Consider the following 18,571-nt stretch of genomic DNA (forward strand, 5'->3'; position numbering starts at 1 on the left):
AGGCTTAGCGACGGGTGTAGATGGAAACGACTACCCCCGAACGATCGTCGGATCGACGGTCGGACGACACGGGAGGGGTCACATGTGGACGTGCCCTTGTATCTGAGGCCGCGGATCGATCCGCCGCTCGCCTCGCTGCTGAGGGCCCAAACGTTTCTGCACTCGCTCGTCGACGCACTGGGGTCGCCGCTCAACGTGCTGCTCCCCGAGGTCGTCGCCGAGAACGCGGAGCGTTTCCGCGCCGTCTACCGCCGCCACCACCTGTCGGGGCGGGTGTACTTCGCGCACAAGGCGAACCGGTCCAGCGCCCTGGTGCGGCGACTGGCGGCCGAGGACGGTGCCGCCGTCGGCATCGACGTGGCCTCGCTGGAGGAACTGCGGCATGCGCTGGGCAGCGGCTTCACCGGAGACCGGATCATGGCGACCGGTCCCAAGGACGCGGAGTTCCTGTGGCTGGCGGCGCGGGTGGGGGCGACGGTGAACCTCGACTCGCCCGGCGAGCTGGAGCAGTTGGCCGGCCTGGTGCGCGGGCACGGTCTCGGCCGGGTCGCCGTACTGGTGCGCCTGTCCGGCTTCGAGTCCACCGCTCAGGGGGGAACGGGGACCCGGCTGCTGGCGCGGCGCAGCCGCTTCGGCACCCCCGTGCGCGAGGCGGAGGTACTGCTGTCCGCCCTCGAACGGCACGCGGACGCGGTCGAGTTGACGGGCGTCGCCTACCACCTGGACACCACCGGTGTGGAGGAGAAGGCACGGGCCCTGGAGCAGTGCGTGCTGTTCATGGACGAGTGCCGGGCGCGCGGACTCGCGCCGCGTGCCGTCGACATCGGCGGCGGGTTCGGCGTCGGATACCTCGCCGACGCCGAGGAGTGGGAACGCTGGACCACCGCGCTGAGCGAGGCGGTGCTCGGCGTCCGCCCGCCCCTGACCTGGCGCGGTCACGGCTACGGACTGCGCAACGAGGGCGGCACGGTGCGCGGGACCGCCGCGCTGTACCCCGCCCACCGCCCCACCGCCGGCCCCGGCTACCTGGACGAACTGCTCTCGTTGCCCGCCCCGGTCCTGGGCCGCCCGGCGGCCACCCTCCTGCTGGAGCACCTCCACGACCTGTACATCGAGCCCGGCCGTGCCCTGGTCGATCAGAGCGGTCTGTCACTGGCCCGGGTGCTGGACGTACGGCCGGCGGGCGAGGACCTGGGCCAGTACCTGGTGCGCCTCGGCATGAACGCGGGGGACATGAGCCTGGAGGAACACGGTGTCCTCATGGACCCGGTGCTGCTGCCGCGCGGCGAGCCGGGCGGGGACGAGGAGCAGGAGGGACCGGTCGGGGTCTATCTCGCCGGAAACCTGTGCCTGGAGGCCGACCTGATCACCCGACGCCTGGTCCACCTGCCCCGGCTGCCGCGCACGGGCGATCTGCTGGCCTTCGCCAACACCTCCGGGTACGCGATGGACTTCCACGCCCACCACGCCCAGCGGCAGCCGCTCGCGCGGACGGTCGCGGTGGAGCGGGAGGGCGATTCCTGGCGCTGGTGCCCGGACGAGGACTACTGGCCGATCACACCCCCGGGGGGAACGACCGCATGAGGTACGACAGCATCACCGAGGCCATCGGCAACACACCGCTGGTGCGCATCGACCCGGCCGTGCACGGCCTGCGCAACATCGACCTCTACGCGAAGCTGGAGATGCTCAACCCGTTCGGGTCCGTCAAGGACCGGCCCGCCTGGCACATGGCCCGGCCCCATCTGGAGGGCGCCGATGGCGAAGGGACGGTCGTCGAGCTCTCCAGCGGCAACACCGCCAAGGCGCTGGCGCTGCTGGCCGGCATGCACGGACTGAAGTTCAGAAGCGTCACCAACCGGATGCGGGTCCCGGAGATCAAGGAGTTGCTGCTGCTCCTCGGCGCCGAGATCGAGGAACTGCCCGGGCGCAGCGAGTGCCTGGACCCGACCGACACGGACGACCCGCTGACCCACTTCCACCGGGCGCTCTCCGATCCGGACAGCACCTACCTGCACACCGACCAGTACTTCAACCCGCGCAACACCGAGGCGCACGCGGCGGGCACCGGGCCCGAGATAGTGAAGGACCTGGACGGCCGGGTACCGGACTGGTTCATCGCCTGCGTGGGCACGGCCGGTTCGTCCACCGGTGTCGCGCGCGTCCTGCGCGAACACGACCCGGCCGTCCGGGTCCTCGGCCTGGTCGCCCACAAGTCCGACTTCATCCCCGGCATCCGCACCATCGACGAGGTCCACCAGGTCGGCCTGTTCGACCCGGGGACGTACGACACCATCGAGTCGGTGACCTCCGGGGAGGCCATCGACGGGATGGTCACCCTGATCCGCCGCTGCGGACTGCTGTCGGGACCGACCGGAGGCGCCGCCTACCAGGGCGCGGTACGCCATCTCCAGGACGCGGACGCCGAGTTGGACGGCACGGGGGAGCGCCGCACGGCCGTGTTCATCGTGTGCGACCGGGCCGAGAGCTACCTCAGCTACGTGCGCAGGCGCCGCCCCGAGCTGCTGGGCCAGGTGAACCGGGGACACACCGCGGCGTCCCTCACCGACGCCGAGGCGCAGGCGGAGGCCCGTGCCATCGCCGTCGCCGACGCCCGCCGCTGGACCGCGGAGGGCGATCCCCGCCCGCTCGTCGTCGACCTGCGCAGCCCGCACGCCTACGCCGCCCTGCACATCGAGGGCTCGGTCAACATCGTCGACGAGGTGTTCGACGAACTGGTGCGCGGCGGCCTCCCGTTCAGCAAGCGCACACCGGTGCTGCTGGCCTGCCCCGTCGGTGAGAAGTCCCTGCGCTACGCCGCCCTGCTGACCCGGATGGGCCATCCCGACGTGCGCAGCCTGGCCGGCGGGATCGTCGCCTGGCGGGACGCGGGCGCGCCGCTGGTGCGCGAATGAGCGCGGCGGGCCCGCTCCCCGGGACGGGGCACGACGAGGAGGCGCTGTGGCAGCGGGAGTTGAGGGAGCAGTTCCCGATCGTCACGGCGCACCCGGAGTCGGCGTACCTCGACAGCGCGGCGACGTCGCAGAAGCCGCGCGCCGTTCTGGACGCCGTACAGACCTACCTCACCACGTCGAACGCCAACGCGGGCCGGGGAACGTACCCCTGGGCCAACCGCACCACGGAACTGGTGGCGCAGACCCGGCAACGGGTCAAGGAATTCCTGCACGATCCCGCACCGGACCGCTCCGGCGTCCACTTCACCAGCGGCACCACCGAGGGCCTGCGCGGCGTCGCCCGCGACTGGCTGGTCCCGTACCTCACCGACGGCGACGAGATCCTGGTGCCGCACGCCGACCACCGGGCCAATCTCGACCCCTGGCTCGAAGCCCAGAGGCTGCTGGCCGAGCGGGGGGTCGACGTCCGCGTGCGGGCGCTGCCGTACCAGGAGGTCTCCGGCGACTACGACCACCGCGTCCTCGACGGGATCGTCGGCCCGCGCACCCGGTTCGTGGCCGCCACGCACGTCCACCACGTCTACGGCGGCGACATGAACGTGCACCGCATCCGCGCGGCGGTCGGCCCGGACGTGCCGATCTGCCTGGACGCCGCCCAGAGCGTCGGCCATCTGCCCGTCGACGTGGGCGAGCTGGACGTCGACTTCGTGGTGTTCTCCGGGCACAAGGCGATGGCGCTGCCGGGAACCGGGGCGGTGTGGGCGCGCAACGCGCGCGGGCCGGTGTTCCGTCCGGGCGGCTGGCAGGGGACGCCCAACACGGCGGGCATCGTGTCGCTGCGGGCCGCGCTGGACTGGCTGGAGGCGGCCGGACCGGACCGGATAGCGCGCTGGACCGCCGGCCTCACCGGCCGGCTGACCGACCGGCTGCGCCACCTCGACCCGTACGAGATCCTCGGGTGTCAGGTCAGTCTGGCCGCCGGCTCCGCGCTGCCCGCGGCCCAGCGCCGGCACGGCATCGTCACGTTCCGGCACCGCGACATCCCCTCCGACGACCTGGGGTTCATCCTCTACAGCCACGGCTTCATGGTGCGCGCCGACAACCTCTGCCAGGCCGGGAGGGGTGAGAAGGACGGATCGGTGCGGGTCAGTCTGCACGTGTACAACACGGTGGAGGAGGTCGACCGGTTGCTGAGCGTACTCGAGTCACTGGCCTGAGAGGCAACTGATAACCGTTTCCACCTGTAGATTCGGAGGTGACCGGGAAAGACGGGCACGGCAGACGGTGGAGGTGCGCGAGCGATGGGCGTGAGCATGGATACGGCCAAAGCGTGGGTGGAGCGCTGGGAACTGCAGCAGCAGCGGTACGCGGTGGACCGCGAGGAGCGGTTCACGGTGATCACGGATGTCGTCGAGCACGCCACGGTCGGCCGCGCCCGGCCGCTCCTGCTCGACCTCGGCTGCGGACCCGGATCCCTGTCCGCCCGGCTCGCCGACCGGCTGCCGCAGGCGGAGATCGTCGCCGTCGACATGGACCCGCTGCTGCTGGAGCTGGGCCGCACCCACCACTCCGACAGCGCACGCTATGTCGACGCGGTGATCGGCGAGAACGGCTGGACCGACGCCCTCGGGCTGGAACGCCCGTTGGACGCCGCCGTCTCCACGACGGCCCTGCACTACCTCCCCGAGCCCGTGCTGCTGGACACCTACCGCCGTCTCGCGGCCCTGCTGCGCCCCGGCGGCGTCCTGGTCAACGGCGACCACTTCCCGCCGGACGAGGCGCCGTGCGCGGACCTCACCGCGTACGTGGGCCGCCGCCGCGCCGAACGGACGGGCGGCCACGCCCACGAGGACTGGCAGTCCTGGTGGACCGCGGCGGCCCGGGACCCCGAACTCGCCGACCTGTTCGCGGAACGCGAGCAGCGCCTCGCGGGCCTCGGGGGAGGCGCGGGCGACGAGGACCTGACCACGGGCCGCCATGCCGCGCTGCTGCGGCAGGCGGGCTTCCGGCATGTCACGCCCGTCTGGCAGTTCGGCGACAGCGCCGTACTGGTGGCGGTCAAGGACGACGCCGACACGTGAGCGCCGGGGGTACGGCCGCCCTCACAGCTCCAGGCTCATGAGGATCTCGTCCCGGTCGTCACCGGGCGCCACCCGCAGCGCGCCCGGCCACCGGCCGACCTCGGACCAGCCGGCCTTGCGATAGAAGCGGTCCAGGCCCAGACCGTCCCGCGCGGTGAGCTGCAGCCGCTCCAGGCCCATCTCCTCACGCGCGACCTGCGCCGCATGCCGCATCAGCGCGGTACCGACGCCCAGACCCCGGAAACGGACATGGGTCTGCACGTGGTTCACCACACCGCAGTGCGCCACGAGCGGGTGCTGCTCCCGGCGCAACAGCATCCAGCCCGCGAGCGAGCCGCCCACCGTCGCCATCAGCAGTCTGAGGCGCTGCGGGGACAGTTGCGCGGCGATCCGTTCCATCGCCGGCTCGAGCGTCGACGGGGTCACCGGGGGCAGCGGGCAGTCCATCGGGACGACGGCACCGCCGGCGTTGATGACGGCCGCCCAGCAGCCGGTCAGCTCCCGCCTGACGGTGGGGGTGGCGTCCTCGGTCCGGCTGATCTGGGTGAGGGCGGGCGCGTGCACAGTCTCATGCGTGGTCACACCGGCAGCTTGTCACCCGCGTGGCGGCCCGGTCCGCGCGGACCTCGCGCCGCGTGCGCGGGAGGAACGTCAGGGGTGGGGGTCGCCCGGGAAACCCCAGGTCCTCGCTCCGCGTGCGCGGGGAGGGGCGCCGTTCTACGGTGAACCGGTAACGCGGCAGTGGCCGTCGACGACGGGCGGTCGCCCGTCCGAACGGCACCGGGAGTACGTCATGACGTCCGCCACCGAGCACCGCACCCACGAGGGCCACGACCACCGGCACCACGAAGGCTGCGGGCACGTCGCCGTCCCGCACGGCGACCACGTCGACTACGTCCACGACGGCCACATCCACCGCTCCCACGACGGTCACGTGGACGAGTGCACCAGCGACCGCCACGCCCCGCACGAGGGTCACGGCCACCGCCACCAGGAGGGCTGCGGGCACGTCGCCGTCCCGCACGGCGACCACGTCGACTACGTCCATGACGGCCACCGGCACGCCGCCCACGAGGATCACTGGGACGACCACTGATCCCGCCGGCCCCCGCTCGCGGGGCGGCACCGGGCGCACACACCCGTCAGCTCGACGGTGTGGTCCACCGCGTGGAACCCGATGTCGCGTGCGATCCTCGCCACCCACCGTTCGACCTCTTCCGAGTCGACCGCCAGGCTGAGGCCGCACTCCCGGCAGACGACGTAGTGACGGTGACCGTCGTCCGGCCTGGGCCGGTACAGGCGTTCACCGTCACTGTCGCGCACCACGTCGACGTGGCCGCTCGCCTCCAACAGGCGGAGGGTGCGGTAGACGGTGGTCAGCCCCACCGTCACACCGTCCGCCGTCAGCGCGGCGTGCAGGGCCTGGGCCGAGACGAAGGTGTCACAGGCGTGCAGGGCCCGCAGGACGGCGGCCCGCTGCCGGGTTGCCCGCCACTCGGCCCGGGTCCTCTCGTGCATGAGTGTGCTTCCTGTCGCCCCGGGGATCGCCATGACGACACCGCTCAGGAGACCGTCGCCGGACTGCGGTGGTCGTGTTCGAGGTCGCAGACCTCACCGGTGTCCCAGGCGGGGAAGGGATCGTCGGCCGGGACCGGCTCGCCCTCGGCCATCAGACAGCGGGACAGTGACTCGCGCAGGTCCGCCTCGCGCAGCCCGACCCCGATGAACACGATCTCCTGCGCGTGCGGCGCGTCGGCGTCCCGCACGCCGGACGGCTCGAACCGGCCGACGGAACCGGCCTGCGACCACAGGCCCGTCACGCCCGCCCGCCCGGCCAGGGTGAAGAACCCCTTGGAGCGCAGCACCCGTCCGTGCCGCCCACTGTCCAGCTCCCCGGTGACGAAGTCCCACAGCCGTCCGGGATGGAAGGCGGCGGGGGAGCGGAACACCAGCGAGGAGATGCCGTACTCCTCGGTCTCCGGGACGTGGTCGCCGTTCAGCTCCCGCACCCAGCCCGGCGCCTGCTGCGCGCGCTCCAGGTCGAACCGTCCGGTCTCCAGGACGGCGCGGGCCTCCACCCGTCCCCGTACGGCGGGAATCAGACGGGCCGTCGGGTTGAGCCGGGTGAGCACCCCGCGCAGCCGGTCCGCGTCGGCTTCGCCGACCAGGTCCAGCTTGTTGAGCACCAGCACGTCGGCGAACTCGACCTGGTCGACCAGCAGGTCGCTGACGGTCCGCTCGTCGTCCTCGTAGGGCGCCAGACCGCGCTCGGCGAGGTCGTCGCCGGTGCCCAGCTCGGTGAGGAAGTTGGCGGCGTCGACGACGGTGACCATGGTGTCCAGGCGGGCCACGTCCCCCAGGACGGCGCCGTCGTCGCGGGCGAAGGCGAACGTCGCGGCGACCGGCATGGGCTCGGAGATGCCGCTGGACTCGATGAGCAGGTAGTCGAACCGGCCCTCCAGGGCCAGGCGTTCGACCTCCTCCAGCAGATCGTCCCGCAGCGTGCAGCAGATGCAGCCGTTGGTCATCTCCACCAGGCGCTCCTCGGTGCGGGAGAGGGCGGCCTCGCCCCCGCGCACCAGGGCGGCGTCGATGTTGACCTCGCTCATGTCGTTGACGATCACCGCCACGCGCAGCCCCTCGCGGTTGGAGAGGACGTGGTTGAGCAGCGTGGTCTTGCCGGCGCCCAGGAAGCCCGACAGTACGGTGACGGGCAGCCGTCGGGAGGGCATCCGCGTCAGCCCTCGGGGCGCAGCAGGCCGCGCTGGTAGGCGCGCACGAGGTGCTGCGGGACGCGGTAGGTGACGCCGCCCACGGTGACGGGGACCAGGTTCGGCGTGCTCGCCTTCCACTGCGCGCGGCGGTGGCGGGTGTTGCTGCGGGACATCTTGCGCTTGGGTACGGCCATGGCGGCTTCCTTCCGGGAAGGGGGGAACGGTCGTAGCGGGGCGTACGGCCGGTGAGGCCGGGGAGCCCGTACGGGAGCGCGGCCGAGGTGCCGCGCGGGTGCGGGCCTCGCGTCCGTCCGGCCAGCATAAGACAACGGTTTTCATTTGCGGTAGCCGGGAGGTCGCGGGGGCGTGGCGTGGCGCGCCGGTCGTGGCCGGATCCGGACCCCGGGCGGCCGTCCGGTCGTTTCCGGCGGGGCGTCCGGCCCGTTTGCAGGCGGCTGTCCGGCCCGTTTCCGGCGGGCCGTCCGGTCCGTCTCAGGCCGGCTGCCAGATCTGGGTGAGTGTCTCGGTGGTGATCACCCGCTCCGGGCGTCCCCGGGCGGCCAGTCGTCCCTCGCGGAGCAGGAGGCACGCGTCCGCCGAGCGTGCCGCGCCCAGGTCGTGGGTGGCCTGGACGACGGTCACCCCGTCGGTGACCAGCTCCGTCAGCAGCGCCGCGATCTGCTCCCGCGCCTCGGGGTCGAGCCCGGTCGTCGGCTCGTCCAGGAGCAGCAGGTCCGACTCCTGGGTGAGCCCCTGGGCGATGAGTGCCCGCTGCCGCTGTCCGCCGGAGAGTTCGCCCAGTTGGCGCGCGGCGAGGTGGCCGATGCCCAGCCGTTCGAGCGCCGTGTCCACCAGGGCGTGGTCCCGGCGGGTCGGCCGGCGCCACGGTCCGCGGTCGCCCCAGCGCCCCATCTCCACCGTCTGCCGGACCGTCAGCGGGAGCGCGTCCCCGACGGCGCCGCGCTGCGGGACGAACGCCGGAGACCGGTCACCGGCGTGGTGGACCGCGCCCGCTGTGGGGCGGATCACGCCGGCCAGCACTCCGAGCAGCGTGGACTTCCCGCTCCCGTTCGGGCCGACGAGTGCCGTGACCGCCAACGCCGGTATGTGTGCGTCGAGTTGATGCAGAACCGGGCGGCCCGGATAGCCGGCGGACAGACCGGTGAAACGGACGCGGGGCGTCCGTTCTTCCGTGGGGGCGGGGGAGGGGCGCGGTGTTTTGAACATGGTTTTCATTGTAGTGTGCTCGCCATGGAGTGGTTGACAGGCCCCTTCGAGGTGACCTTCGTGCAAAGGGCCTTGTGGGGCGGAATGTTGGTGTCGGCGATCTGTGCCCTGGCCGGCACCTGGGTGGTGCTCAGAGGAATGGCCTTCCTCGGTGACGCCATGTCCCACGGACTGCTGCCGGGCGTCGCGCTCGCCGCGCTGTTCGGCGGCAACCTGCTGGTGGGGGCGCTGCTGAGCGCGGCCGTCATGACTGCGGGCGTCACCGTCCTCGGCCGGACCCCGAGGCTGTCCCAGGACACCGGCATCGGCCTGCTGTTCGTGGGCATGCTGTCGCTGGGCGTGATCATCGTGTCGCGGTCGCAGTCCTTCGCGGTCGACCTCACCGGCTTCCTCTTCGGCGACGTCCTCGCCGTCCGGGAACAGGACCTGGTGCTGCTGGGCGTGGCGCTGCTGCTGGCCCTCGCCGTCTCGGCCCTCGGCCACCGCGCCTTCCTCGCCCTGGCGTTCGACCCGCGCAAGGCCCGCACCCTCGGCCTGCGCCCCCGCCTCGCCCACGCCGTCCTGCTCGGTCTGCTCGCCCTGGCCATCGTCGCCTCCTTCCACATCGTGGGCACGCTGCTGGTCCTGGGCCTGCTCATCGCCCCGCCGGCCGCCGCGCTGCCCTGGGCGCGCAGCGTGCGGGGCGTCATGGCCCTCGCGACCGTCCTGGGCGTCGCCGCCACCTTCGGCGGACTGCTGCTGTCCTGGCACCTGGGCACCGCCGCCGGCGCGACCGTCTCGGCCCTCGCCGTGGTCCTGTTCTTCCTCTCCCACCTGGCATCCGGACTGCGCCATCGCCGCCGTGCCCGCCCCGGCGGCGCCCCCGCCGCGGCCACCGACTGAACGAAATCCGAGGCGATCGTCTTGTCTGCCCGCATACCCGCCCGCCGGGCCACCGCCGCCCGCACACCGGCCGCGCTGCTGGCCGCCGCCCTGCTCGTCACCGGCTGCTCGGCCCAGGACGACGACGCGTCCGCCCCGTCGAGCAGCCCCTCCGCCACCACCCCGCACGGGTACGTCGAAGGCGCCAAGGAGAGCGCCGAGCAGCAGTCCCGGCTGCTGCTCAACGACCCGGGCACCGGGAACACCCGGGTCCTGGACCTGATCACCGGCACGACGCACAAGGTGTCCGGCACGAAGGACACCGCACGCCTCACCACGGACGGCCGGTTCGGCTTCCTCCACACCGCCGACGGCACCCGGGTCCTCGACGCCGGCTCCTGGATGGTGGACCACGGCGACCACGTGCACTACTACCGCGCGGCGATCCGCGCCGTCGGCGATCTTCCGGCCGGCTCCGGCGCACAGGTCCGCAGCGACGCCGCCGTGACCGCGGTGACCGACGAGGACGGCCGGACCGCGCTCTACGACCGCACCGCACTGGAGAAGGGCCGGACCGGCTCCCCGACCACGCTGCCCGGAACGCACACGGCGGCCGTCGTTCCCTACGCGGAGCACCTGCTCGCCCTCACGGACGACGGCGAGGGAACCGCCGAACTCACGGTGTACGACCGCGACGGCAAGCGCGTCGCCACCCCCGGCGCCCGCTGCGAGGACCCGAGCGGCGACGCCGTCACCCGGCGCGGAGTCGTCCTCGGCTGCGCCGACGGCGCCCTGCTCGTCCGCGAGGACGACGGCGAGTTCACCGCCGAACGCATCCCGTACGACGGCGACGTTTCCGCGAAGGAACGCGCCACCGCCTTCCACCACCGCGCCGGCAGCGACACCCTCACCGCGCCCGCCGGCCACCGGGCTGTATGGGTCCTGGACGTCACCGACCGCACCTGGACCCGGGTGCCCACCGGGCCCGTCGTCGCCGCCAACACCGCCGGCGAGGGCTCCCCGCTGCTCGTCCTGCAGACCGACGGATCCCTGCACGGCTACGACATCGCCACCGGCAAGCACCTGACCCGCACCGAGCGGCTGCTGGAGGACGCCACCGCGCAGGGCGGGACCGGCCCGGTCATCGAGGTCGACCGCAGCCGCGCCTACCTCAACGACCCCGAGGGCCGACGCGTGTACGAGATCGACTACAACGACAACCTGCGCATCGCGCGCACCTTCGACCTGGACATCGAGCCGGCCCTGATGGTGGAGACCGGACGATGACGACACCGAAGCGCACCACGCCGCGGCTGCGCCGCCTGCTCGTCACCCTCGTCGCCTTCGCCTCACTCACCACCGCCACCGCCTGCGCGAGCGGCGAGGAGCAGGCCCGCGTGGTCGTGACGACCAACATCCTCGGCGACATCACCCGCGAGATCGTCGGCGACCAGGCCGACATCACCGTCCTGATGAAGCCCAACGCCGACCCGCACTCCTTCGGCCTGTCGGCCGTGCAGGCCGCCGAACTCGAACAGGCCGACCTCGTCGTCTTCAACGGGCTCGGCCTGGAGGAGAACGTGCTGCGCCACGTCGACGCCGCCCGGGAGTCCGGCGTCGCCACCTTCGAGGCCGGCAAGGCGGTGGACGCCCTCACCTTCCAGGCGCACGACGACGGCGGCCCCGAGGACGGGGCCGGACAGCCCGACCCGCACTTCTGGACCGACCCCGACCGGGTGCGCGAGGCCGCCGGCCTGATCGCCGACCAGGTCGTCGAGCACGTCGACGGCGTCGACGAGAAGACCGTCCGCGCCAACGCCGACCGCTACGACCGCCGACTCGCCGACCTCACCACGTGGATGGAGGACACCTTCGGCACCGTCCCCGAGGAGCGGCGCGCCCTGGTCACCAACCACCACGTCTTCGGCTACCTCGCCGACCGCTTCGGCTTCCGCGTGATCGGCGCGGTCATCCCCAGCGGCACGACCCTCGCCTCGCCCAGCTCCTCCGACCTGCGCTCGCTCACCGAGGCCATGCGGGAGGCCGGTGTGCGCACCGTCTTCGCCGACTCCTCCCAGCCCAAGCGGCTGGCCGAGGTCCTGCGCAAGGAACTGGGCGGCCAGGTGCGGGTCGTCGAGCTCTACTCCGAGTCCCTGACCGAGCAGGGCAAGGGTGCCGCCACCTACCTGCAGATGATGCGCGCCAACACCACGGCCATGACCGACGGCCTCACCGGCGACTGAAACCCCGACCACGAAAGAGGAACACCCATGAACAAGCCGACCCGCACCAGAGCCCTCACCGGCACCGCCCTCGCCCTGGCCGTCGCCACCGTCCTGACAGCCTGCGGCGGCGGGGACGGCTCCCCGGCCGACACCGCGGCACCGGAGAAGTCGCCGGCGGCCAAGGCCGTGCCGGTGAAGGACCCGCTGGTCGCCACCTTCGACGGCGGCCTGTACGTCCTGGACGGCGAGAGCCTGAAGGTCGCCAAGACCATCGAACTGCCCGGCTTCAACCGCGTGAACCCCGCCGGCGACGCCTCCCACGTCGTCGTCTCCACCGACGCCGGGTTCCGCATACTGAACGCCGACGAGCAGGCCTTCACCGGCGTCGAGTACCCGGGTGCCAAGCCCGGCCACGTCGTCCGCCACGCCGGCAAGACCGTCCTGTTCACCGACGGCACCGGTGAGGTCAACGTCTTCGACCCTGACGACCTGGCCGGCGGCAAGAAGCCCCAGGGACGCACCTACGCCTCCGCCGAGGCCCACCACGGTGTCGCCATCGAACTGAGCAACGGCGAACTCCTCAGCACCCTGGGCACCGAGGAGAAGCGCACCGGTGCCCTCGTCCTCGACAAGGACAACAAGGAGATCGAACGCGCCGAGAACTGCCCCGGCGTCCACGGCGAGGCCGCCGCGAAGGGCGAGGCCGTCGCCGTCGGCTGCGAGGACGGCGTACTGATCTACAAGGGCGGCGAGTTCACCAAGGTCGAGGCCCCCGACGACTACGGCCGCATCGGCAACCAGGCGGGCAGCGACGCGTCCCCGGTCCTCCTCGGCGACTACAAGACCGACCCCGAGGCCGAACTGGAGCGGCCCACGCGCATCTCCCTCATCGACACCCGGACCGCGAAGCTGCGCCTGGTCGACCTGGGCACCAGCTACTCGTTCCGCTCGCTGGGCCGCGGCCCGCACGGTGAGGCGCTCGTCCTCGGCACCAACGGCGTCCTGCACGTCATCGACCCCGAGACGGGCAAGATCGAGAAGAAGATCTCCGTCGTCGGCGAGTGGCAGGAGCCGCTGGACTGGCAGCAGCCCCGGCCCACCCTGTTCGTTCGCGACCACACGGCGTACGTCTCCGAGCCGGGCAAGCGGGCGCTGCACGCCGTCGGCATCGAGTCCGGTGAGAAGCTGAAGTCCGTGACCTTGCCGAAGAGCAGCAACGAGCTCTCGGGCGTCACCGCGGGCCACTGACGAACCGAACCCCCGGTGCACCCGGCCGACATGGTGCGGCCGGGTGCACCCGGGGGTTCGCTCAGCGGGTGACCAGCAGGCCCCGGCCGCGCAGCACCCACCGCTCCAGCGGGCTGAAGGCCAGCAGGTCGATGGCGATGCCGACGATCAGGATCAGGAAGATGGCCAGGAACACCTGCGACATGCTGGAGTTGTTCCGCCCGTTCTCCAGCAACTGGCCGAGACCGATACCCAGATCGGGCGAGGAGGCGATGATCTCGGCGGCCATCAGCGAACGCCAGGAGAACGCCCAGCCCTGCTTCAGCCCCGCCAGGTAGCCGGGCAGTGCCGCGGGCATCACGATGTGCCAGGCACCGCGCGCTCCCGTGGCGCCCAGCGTGCGGCCGGCCCGCAGGAACAGCGGCGGGATCTGGTCGATGCCCGCGACCAGGCCGTTCGTGATCGACGGGACCGCGCCGAGCAGGATCACGGCGTACATCATGGAGTCGTTCAGGCCCAGCCAGATCACGGCGGGCGGCACCCAGGCCACGGACGGCAGGGACTGCAGGCCGGACAGGAGCGGCCCGAGGGCCGCCCGGACGAACCTCACCCGCGCCACCAGCAGGCCGAGCGGTGTACCTAGGGCGAGCGCCATCAAGAAGCCGAGCAGGCCGCGGGAGACGCTGGTCCAGATGTAGTCGAGCAGCGTGCCCTCCAGCCAGGCGACGCGCACCTCGCCCCACACCGCGGACGGCGCGGGCAGTTTGTACGCGGGAGCGACCCCGGCCCACACCAGCAGCTGCCAGACGACCAGCACCAGCGCGACGGCGCCGACGGGCGGCAGGACCTTGCGCACGAGGGTCTCGCGCAGCGGCGTACGGGGGGTCCGCACCGTGTCCAGGGCGTCGAGCCCGGCCTCCAGTCCCGCCAGGGCGTGGGCGTCCCGTGGGACCCCGGCCGCCGGGGAGGCGTCCGTGCGGGCGCCGGTGTCAGTGTCGGCCATGGCGGCGGATCTCCCCACGCAGTTCTTCGGTGATCTCGGCGGACAGTTCGGCGACCGCACTGTCCTCGATGCGGCGCGGCTGCGGAATGCCGACCGTCCACTCCCGGGCGATCCGGCCCGGCCGGGAGGACAGCAGCACAACCCGCCCGGCCAGCCGGACCGCCTCGCGCACGTTGTGCGTCACGAACAGCACCGACACCCCCGTCTCCTGCCAGATGCGGGTCAGTTCGTCGTGCAGCACGTCGCGGGTGATCGCGTCGAGGGCGGCGAACGGCTCGTCCATCAGCAGGAGCCGGCTGTCCTGGGCCAGCGCCCGGGCCAGCGCGACGCGCTGGCGCATCCCGCCCGACAGTTCGTGCACCCGCTTGCGGTACGAGCCCTGGAGCCGTACGAGTTCCAGCAGCCGTTCCGCCTCCTGCCGGCGCTCCGGCTTGGCGACACCGCGCAGCCTCAGGGCGAGTTCCACGTTCTTGCCCGCGGTCAGCCACGGGAACAGGGCGTGCTCCTGGAACATCAGGGCGGGCCTGCCGTCCGTGCCGATCGAGCCGGCGGACGGCAGGTCCAGCCCCGCCACCAGGTTGAGCAGGGTGGACTTGCCGCAGCCGGAGGCTCCCAGGAGGGTGACGAACTCCCCCGGTGCGACATCGAGTGTGATGTCGTCCAGCACGAGCTGTTGTCCGCCGGGCGTGCCCGGTGCGGGGAAGGACTTCGAGACGTGCTCGACACGGGCGGCGTACGTCACCGCCGTGGCGTCCTCGGCGGCCCTGGTGACAGTGGTGGCCACGGTCGTCACCTCCTGGGAACTCATCGGGTCCGGTGGTCGAACTACTCGGCGCCGAGACCGGCGTCGTCGACCTCGTTCTCGCCCTCGGCCGCGAGGACCTTGTTGAGCAGGGTGAGGTCGTAGATGCCCTTCAGATCGGGCTTCTCCAGCAGGCCGGCCTTGACCGCGTGGTCCGCCTCGGAGTCGAGGGTGGAGGCCAGCGGGTCGTCGAGGAAGGCGATGGACTTCCAGGCCGGGTCGATGACGTCGGCGGGCAGCTCCTTGCCCGACAACTCCTTCAGCGCCGCGTTGGCGGACGCCTTCGCCTGCTCCGGGTGGGCGTTGATCCACTGATTGGTCCGCACCGAACCGCGCAGCACCGCCTCGACGACGTCCGGGTGCTCCTTCAGGAACGTCTGCGACACGATGATGTTCGTGATCACGAACTTGTCGTCGGGCCACAGCGTCGACTCGTCGAGCAGCACCTTCGCACCCTCGGCGACCAGCTTGGACGCGGTCGGCTCCGGCACCCAGGCGCCGTCGATGGAACCGGACTTGTAGGCGTCGGGGGTGACCTTGTTGTCGGTGCGGACGACGGAGACGTCGCCCTTGCCGCTCTGGGCGTCAACCTTCCAGCCCTGCTCCGCGATCCAGTTGAGGAACGCGACGTCCTGGGTGTTGCCGAGCTGCGGCGTGGCGATCTTCTTGCCCTTGACGTCCTTCAGGGACTTGATCTTCTCCGGATCGACGACGAGCTTCACGCCGCCGGAGGCGGAACCGCCGATGATGCGCAGGTTCTTGCCGTTCGACTTGGTGTAGCCGTTGATGGCGGGGGAGGGGCCGATCCAGCCGATGTCGATGGACCCGGCGTTCAGCGCCTCGATCTCGGAGGGGCCGGCGTTGAAGGTCGAGGTCTTGATCGTGGTGCCGCCGAGCTCCTTCTGCAACAGCCCTTCCTCGACGCCGACCAGAGCGGTGGCGTGGGTGAGGTTGGGGAAGTAGCCGATCGTCACTTCACCGGCGGAGAGTTTCTCGGCGCCCGCCGCGGCGGCGGGCTGCTCGGCGTCGTCGGCGGCCTCGGATCCGTACCCGCAGGCGGTCAGCAGGAGCGGGAGCGCCGCCACGAGGGCGATGGTGCGCAGGGTGGTGAGCGGTCTTGCGGCAGACACGGAGGTGTCCTCTCAAGGGATGACGAACAGGGGCTCGCGGGGGGTTTCAGACGGTCCGACAGATGGCGCTGGACGTACGGCCGAAATCGATGTGGCGACGCGAGGTCAGCTGCGGCAGCGAGCGGACGGTGCGGTCGAGCGTGCGCATGGCCCTGCACCCCCCCATGGATCCCTAGTTTTCCTACCTGGATGCTAGGGATCGTGGCAGAAGACGACGCCCGCCCCAAGGGGGTGTTCATATGATGGACGCCGCCGTCTTGCTCAGTGGGATCGGCGGCGGCTGACCCGGAGGGTCAGGGGTTCACCCAGGCGTCCGGCGTCTCGGTCAGCGCGGACACTCCTGCGGGCAGTCGGGCGGAGGCGACGTCGGCGAGTGACACGCCGTCGAGGATCTCGCGCACGTTGGACCGCAGGGCGATCCACAAGGGGAGCAGCGACTCGGCGGGGCCGGTGTAGGACAGTTCCGGGGGCCGGACCCCACGTACCGAGACCAGCGGTCCGTCCACGACGCGGATGACATCGGCGATGCTGATGGAATCGGCGGGCCTGGCCAGCCGGTAGCCGCCGTTGCCGCCCCGCTGGCTCAGGACGAGACCGCCCCGGCGCATGTCGTTGAGGATGCTTTCGAGGAACTTGTGCGGGATGTCCTGGGCGTCGGCGATGGCCTCGGCCTTCAGTGGCCCGTCATCCCGTGACGCGGCGAGCTGCAGCGCGGCCCGTACCGCGTAATCCGCCCTGGCTGAGATCCGCATGCGTCCAGTATTCCGCAAGGCTCCGGTCGGCACTGCCGCGGGCGGCCGCCGGGTGGGGAGACGGGTCCGGGGCCCCGGCACGGCGGCCGGGGCTCGGACCGCGGCGGGGGTGCGGTGGGAGGCGCCGCCGCCTGCGACCGAGCCGTTGAACGCCCTGCCGACCTGGCCGCCCCGCCCCGGTTCCGGGGGCGTCCTGCGTTCAGGCGGGCAGGACGAACGGCGGGTGGGCACCGTTGAGGAAGTAGTCCCCGACATCGCGGAGCCGGTGGGCCACCGGCTCGTACAAGGTGTGCGTCCGGGCGTTGCGCCAGAAGCGGTCGAAGCCCAGCCGCGAGGAGGCGGAGCGGGCGCCGACGATGTCGAAGGCGCGGGCGGTGGACTCCTGCACGGCCCGGGAGGCGGCGGCTTCGGCCACGGCCACGAGGACCGAGATCTCCGCGTACTCGTCGTAGGTGAGGTCTTCGCCGCGTGCCAGCCCGTGGTGCACCGCCTCCCGCGCTTGATCGGTGAGCGCGGAGGCGGAGCGGGTGAGCACGGTGAGCTCTCCGAACGCGGTCAGCACCTGCGGGTCCTGGGGAGGGCCGGCCGGCCGGTCCGGGTGCCAGGGCGCGTGGCCGGTCCTGCGGTAGTCCCGGGCTTCGGCGAGCACTCCCTCGGCCATGCCGAGCCGGAGCTGGACCGACAGGAGACGCCCGACCGGCGACACCAGAGCGGACAGGGGCGACAGGACGTCCTCGTCCGCGGACAGGGATCCGAGTACGTCGTCGGCGGCCACCCTCACGGAGTCGAACTCCACGCTGCCGCCGGCCGCGAGCCGCTGGCCGAAGGGGTCGGCGTCGTCGTGGATCCCCACGCCATGACGGGTGGGATCGACGACGACGGCGAGGGGTTCGCCGGTATCGGTCCGCACGGCCCGCACGATGAGACGGTCGGCCACCAGGACCCCGGTGGTGTAGCTCTGCCGGCCGTCGAGCACCCGGCCCCGGCCTGTTCCGGCCAGCGTCAGACGGGGTTCCTGACGGGCGAGACCACCACCCCAGCACCATTGCTCGGCCGCGGACCGCTGTTCGACCCGGGCGGCCAGAGAGGGCCCGGCGAAGAACCCGGCGCTCCACGACAGGAAGTAGTGACAGCCCAGCAGTTGGCCGATCGCGCCGTCGGCCGCGGCGATCTCCCGGACAACGGTGTACGCCGTGGCCCAGTCCGCGCCGCCGCCCCCGGACTCGGCCGGTACGAGCAGCGTCAGCAACCCCGCTTCGCGCAGCCGGGACACCTCGTCGAACGGGGGCTTGCCCGCCTGGTCCCGGGTCACCGCGTCCGTGGTCAGGTCGTCCGCCGTCTCGCGGGCCACGCGCAGCCAGTACGCACGCCCGGGCCCGGTCCGGCCGGACCCCGAGGCGGGACGGGACGGCGTGGCGGCAACGCCCATGGCGGGGTCCTCCTCACGATCGAGGTCGAACTCAGGGTGAGCAGGGCCGAGTTCACGTCCGTTCATCTCTTGTGCATCATCCTGCGCACCCATCGAACGGCCGGTCAACACTTTCCCAGTAAATCGATAGGAAATGTAGGGAAGGTGTTCGCGTGCTCAGGTGACATAGGTGTGCAATACGGGTCGATTTTGCTCGCGGAGGCGG

The 18,571-nt window shown here is 72.0% G+C and carries 19 protein-coding genes; 9 read left to right on the forward strand and 10 right to left on the reverse strand.

From position 1 onward, the window contains the following. Nucleotides 1-84 precede the first annotated feature (84 nt). From IE178_RS25550 to IE178_RS25565, 4 genes are all read left to right on the forward strand, one after another. Complete coding sequence (locus IE178_RS25550) at nt 85-1,584, forward strand: Y4yA family PLP-dependent enzyme (protein WP_318280238.1); 1,500 nt, start codon at nt 85-87, stop codon at nt 1,582-1,584. Continuing rightward, a complete protein-coding gene (locus IE178_RS25555; RefSeq protein ID WP_193513916.1) occupies nt 1,581-2,915 on the forward strand; it encodes a pyridoxal-phosphate dependent enzyme in 1,335 nt (444 codons plus the stop codon). The genes IE178_RS25550 and IE178_RS25555 overlap by 4 nt, the downstream gene beginning before the upstream one ends. Then, entirely contained in the window at nt 2,912-4,132 is a 1,221-nt protein-coding gene (locus IE178_RS25560) for an aminotransferase class V-fold PLP-dependent enzyme (RefSeq protein ID WP_193513917.1), read from the forward strand. The genes IE178_RS25555 and IE178_RS25560 overlap by 4 nt, the downstream gene beginning before the upstream one ends. An 84-nt stretch (nt 4,133-4,216) precedes the next feature. Then, nucleotides 4,217-4,996: a class I SAM-dependent methyltransferase gene (locus IE178_RS25565; RefSeq protein ID WP_193513918.1), complete on the forward strand. Its 780-nt coding sequence runs from the start codon at nt 4,217-4,219 to the stop codon at nt 4,994-4,996. 21 nt (nt 4,997-5,017) lie between these two features. On the opposite strand, the gene IE178_RS25570 is transcribed toward IE178_RS25565, so the two are convergent. Next, a complete protein-coding gene (locus IE178_RS25570; protein WP_193513919.1) occupies nt 5,018-5,578 on the reverse strand; it encodes a GNAT family N-acetyltransferase in 561 nt (186 codons plus the stop codon). A 211-nt stretch (nt 5,579-5,789) separates the two neighbouring features. On the opposite strand from IE178_RS25570, the gene IE178_RS25575 reads away from it, so the two are divergent. After that, the gene (locus IE178_RS25575; protein WP_193513920.1) at nt 5,790-6,092 is read left to right on the forward strand and encodes a hypothetical protein; all 303 of its coding nucleotides are present in this window, start codon (nt 5,790-5,792) and stop codon (nt 6,090-6,092) included. Here IE178_RS25575 and IE178_RS25580 read toward each other — a convergent pair. The 4 genes from IE178_RS25580 to aztA all read right to left on the reverse strand — a co-directional run bounded on the left by IE178_RS25580 (nt 6,074) and on the right by aztA (nt 8,946). After that, nucleotides 6,074-6,514, reverse strand: a complete 441-nt coding sequence (locus tag IE178_RS25580) for a Fur family transcriptional regulator (protein ID WP_184762492.1) — start codon at nt 6,512-6,514, stop codon at nt 6,074-6,076. The genes IE178_RS25575 and IE178_RS25580 overlap by 19 nt on opposite strands. A gap of 44 nt (nt 6,515-6,558) precedes the next feature. After that, nucleotides 6,559-7,728, reverse strand: a complete 1,170-nt coding sequence (locus tag IE178_RS25585) for a GTP-binding protein (RefSeq protein ID WP_193513921.1) — start codon at nt 7,726-7,728, stop codon at nt 6,559-6,561. A 5-nt stretch (nt 7,729-7,733) separates the two neighbouring features. Next, nucleotides 7,734-7,904 carry a 50S ribosomal protein L32 gene (gene rpmF, locus IE178_RS25590; protein WP_193513922.1) on the reverse strand — a complete coding sequence of 57 codons (171 nt, stop codon included), beginning with the start codon at nt 7,902-7,904 and terminating at the stop codon, nt 7,734-7,736. Between the two features lie 298 nt (nt 7,905-8,202). Beyond that, on the reverse strand, nt 8,203-8,946 hold the full coding sequence (aztA, locus tag IE178_RS25595; protein WP_193513923.1) for a zinc ABC transporter ATP-binding protein AztA: 744 nt from the start codon (nt 8,944-8,946) through the stop codon (nt 8,203-8,205). A 15-nt stretch (nt 8,947-8,961) separates the two neighbouring features. On the opposite strand from aztA, the gene aztB reads away from it, so the two are divergent. Genes aztB through aztD form a run of 4 tightly spaced genes read left to right on the forward strand, consistent with a single transcriptional unit; the run spans nt 8,962 to nt 13,271 of the window. Further along, nucleotides 8,962-9,819, forward strand: coding sequence for a zinc ABC transporter permease AztB (gene aztB, locus IE178_RS25600; protein ID WP_184762496.1), 858 nt, complete (start codon nt 8,962-8,964; stop codon nt 9,817-9,819). A 33-nt stretch (nt 9,820-9,852) separates the two neighbouring features. Then, nucleotides 9,853-11,085 carry a hypothetical protein gene (locus IE178_RS25605; RefSeq protein WP_193513949.1) on the forward strand — a complete coding sequence of 411 codons (1,233 nt, stop codon included), beginning with the start codon at nt 9,853-9,855 and terminating at the stop codon, nt 11,083-11,085. Further along, nucleotides 11,082-12,041 carry a zinc ABC transporter substrate-binding protein AztC gene (gene aztC / locus IE178_RS25610; RefSeq protein WP_193513924.1) on the forward strand — a complete coding sequence of 320 codons (960 nt, stop codon included), beginning with the start codon at nt 11,082-11,084 and terminating at the stop codon, nt 12,039-12,041. The genes IE178_RS25605 and aztC overlap by 4 nt, the downstream gene beginning before the upstream one ends. A 27-nt stretch (nt 12,042-12,068) precedes the next feature. After that, nucleotides 12,069-13,271, forward strand: a complete 1,203-nt coding sequence (aztD, locus tag IE178_RS25615) for a zinc metallochaperone AztD (protein ID WP_193513925.1) — start codon at nt 12,069-12,071, stop codon at nt 13,269-13,271. Between the two features lie 61 nt (nt 13,272-13,332). Here the strand turns inward: aztD and IE178_RS25620 are convergent, their stop codons facing one another. The 5 genes from IE178_RS25620 to IE178_RS25640 form a co-directional block, all read right to left on the reverse strand. After that, nucleotides 13,333-14,253, reverse strand: coding sequence for an ABC transporter permease (locus tag IE178_RS25620; RefSeq protein ID WP_193513926.1), 921 nt, complete (start codon nt 14,251-14,253; stop codon nt 13,333-13,335). Further along, nucleotides 14,240-15,061, reverse strand: coding sequence for an ABC transporter ATP-binding protein (locus IE178_RS25625; RefSeq protein ID WP_193513927.1), 822 nt, complete (start codon nt 15,059-15,061; stop codon nt 14,240-14,242). Before IE178_RS25625 ends, IE178_RS25620 begins: the two co-directional genes overlap by 14 nt. A 17-nt stretch (nt 15,062-15,078) precedes the next feature. Beyond that, nucleotides 15,079-16,185 (reverse strand): aliphatic sulfonate ABC transporter substrate-binding protein, encoded by a 1,107-nt coding sequence (locus IE178_RS25630; protein ID WP_193513928.1) that lies wholly within the window; start codon nt 16,183-16,185, stop codon nt 15,079-15,081. Between the two features lie 293 nt (nt 16,186-16,478). After that, on the reverse strand, nt 16,479-16,937 hold the full coding sequence (locus IE178_RS25635) for an RrF2 family transcriptional regulator (RefSeq protein ID WP_184762502.1): 459 nt from the start codon (nt 16,935-16,937) through the stop codon (nt 16,479-16,481). Nucleotides 16,938-17,136: 199 nt separating this feature from the next. Continuing rightward, a complete protein-coding gene (locus IE178_RS25640) occupies nt 17,137-18,366 on the reverse strand; it encodes an acyl-CoA dehydrogenase family protein (protein WP_193513929.1) in 1,230 nt (409 codons plus the stop codon). Nucleotides 18,367-18,571 lie beyond the last annotated feature (205 nt).

Source organism: Streptomyces griseoloalbus (assembly GCA_014650015.1).
In the GTDB taxonomy this organism is placed as follows: Bacteria; Actinomycetota; Actinomycetes; order Streptomycetales; family Streptomycetaceae; genus Streptomyces; species Streptomyces griseoloalbus.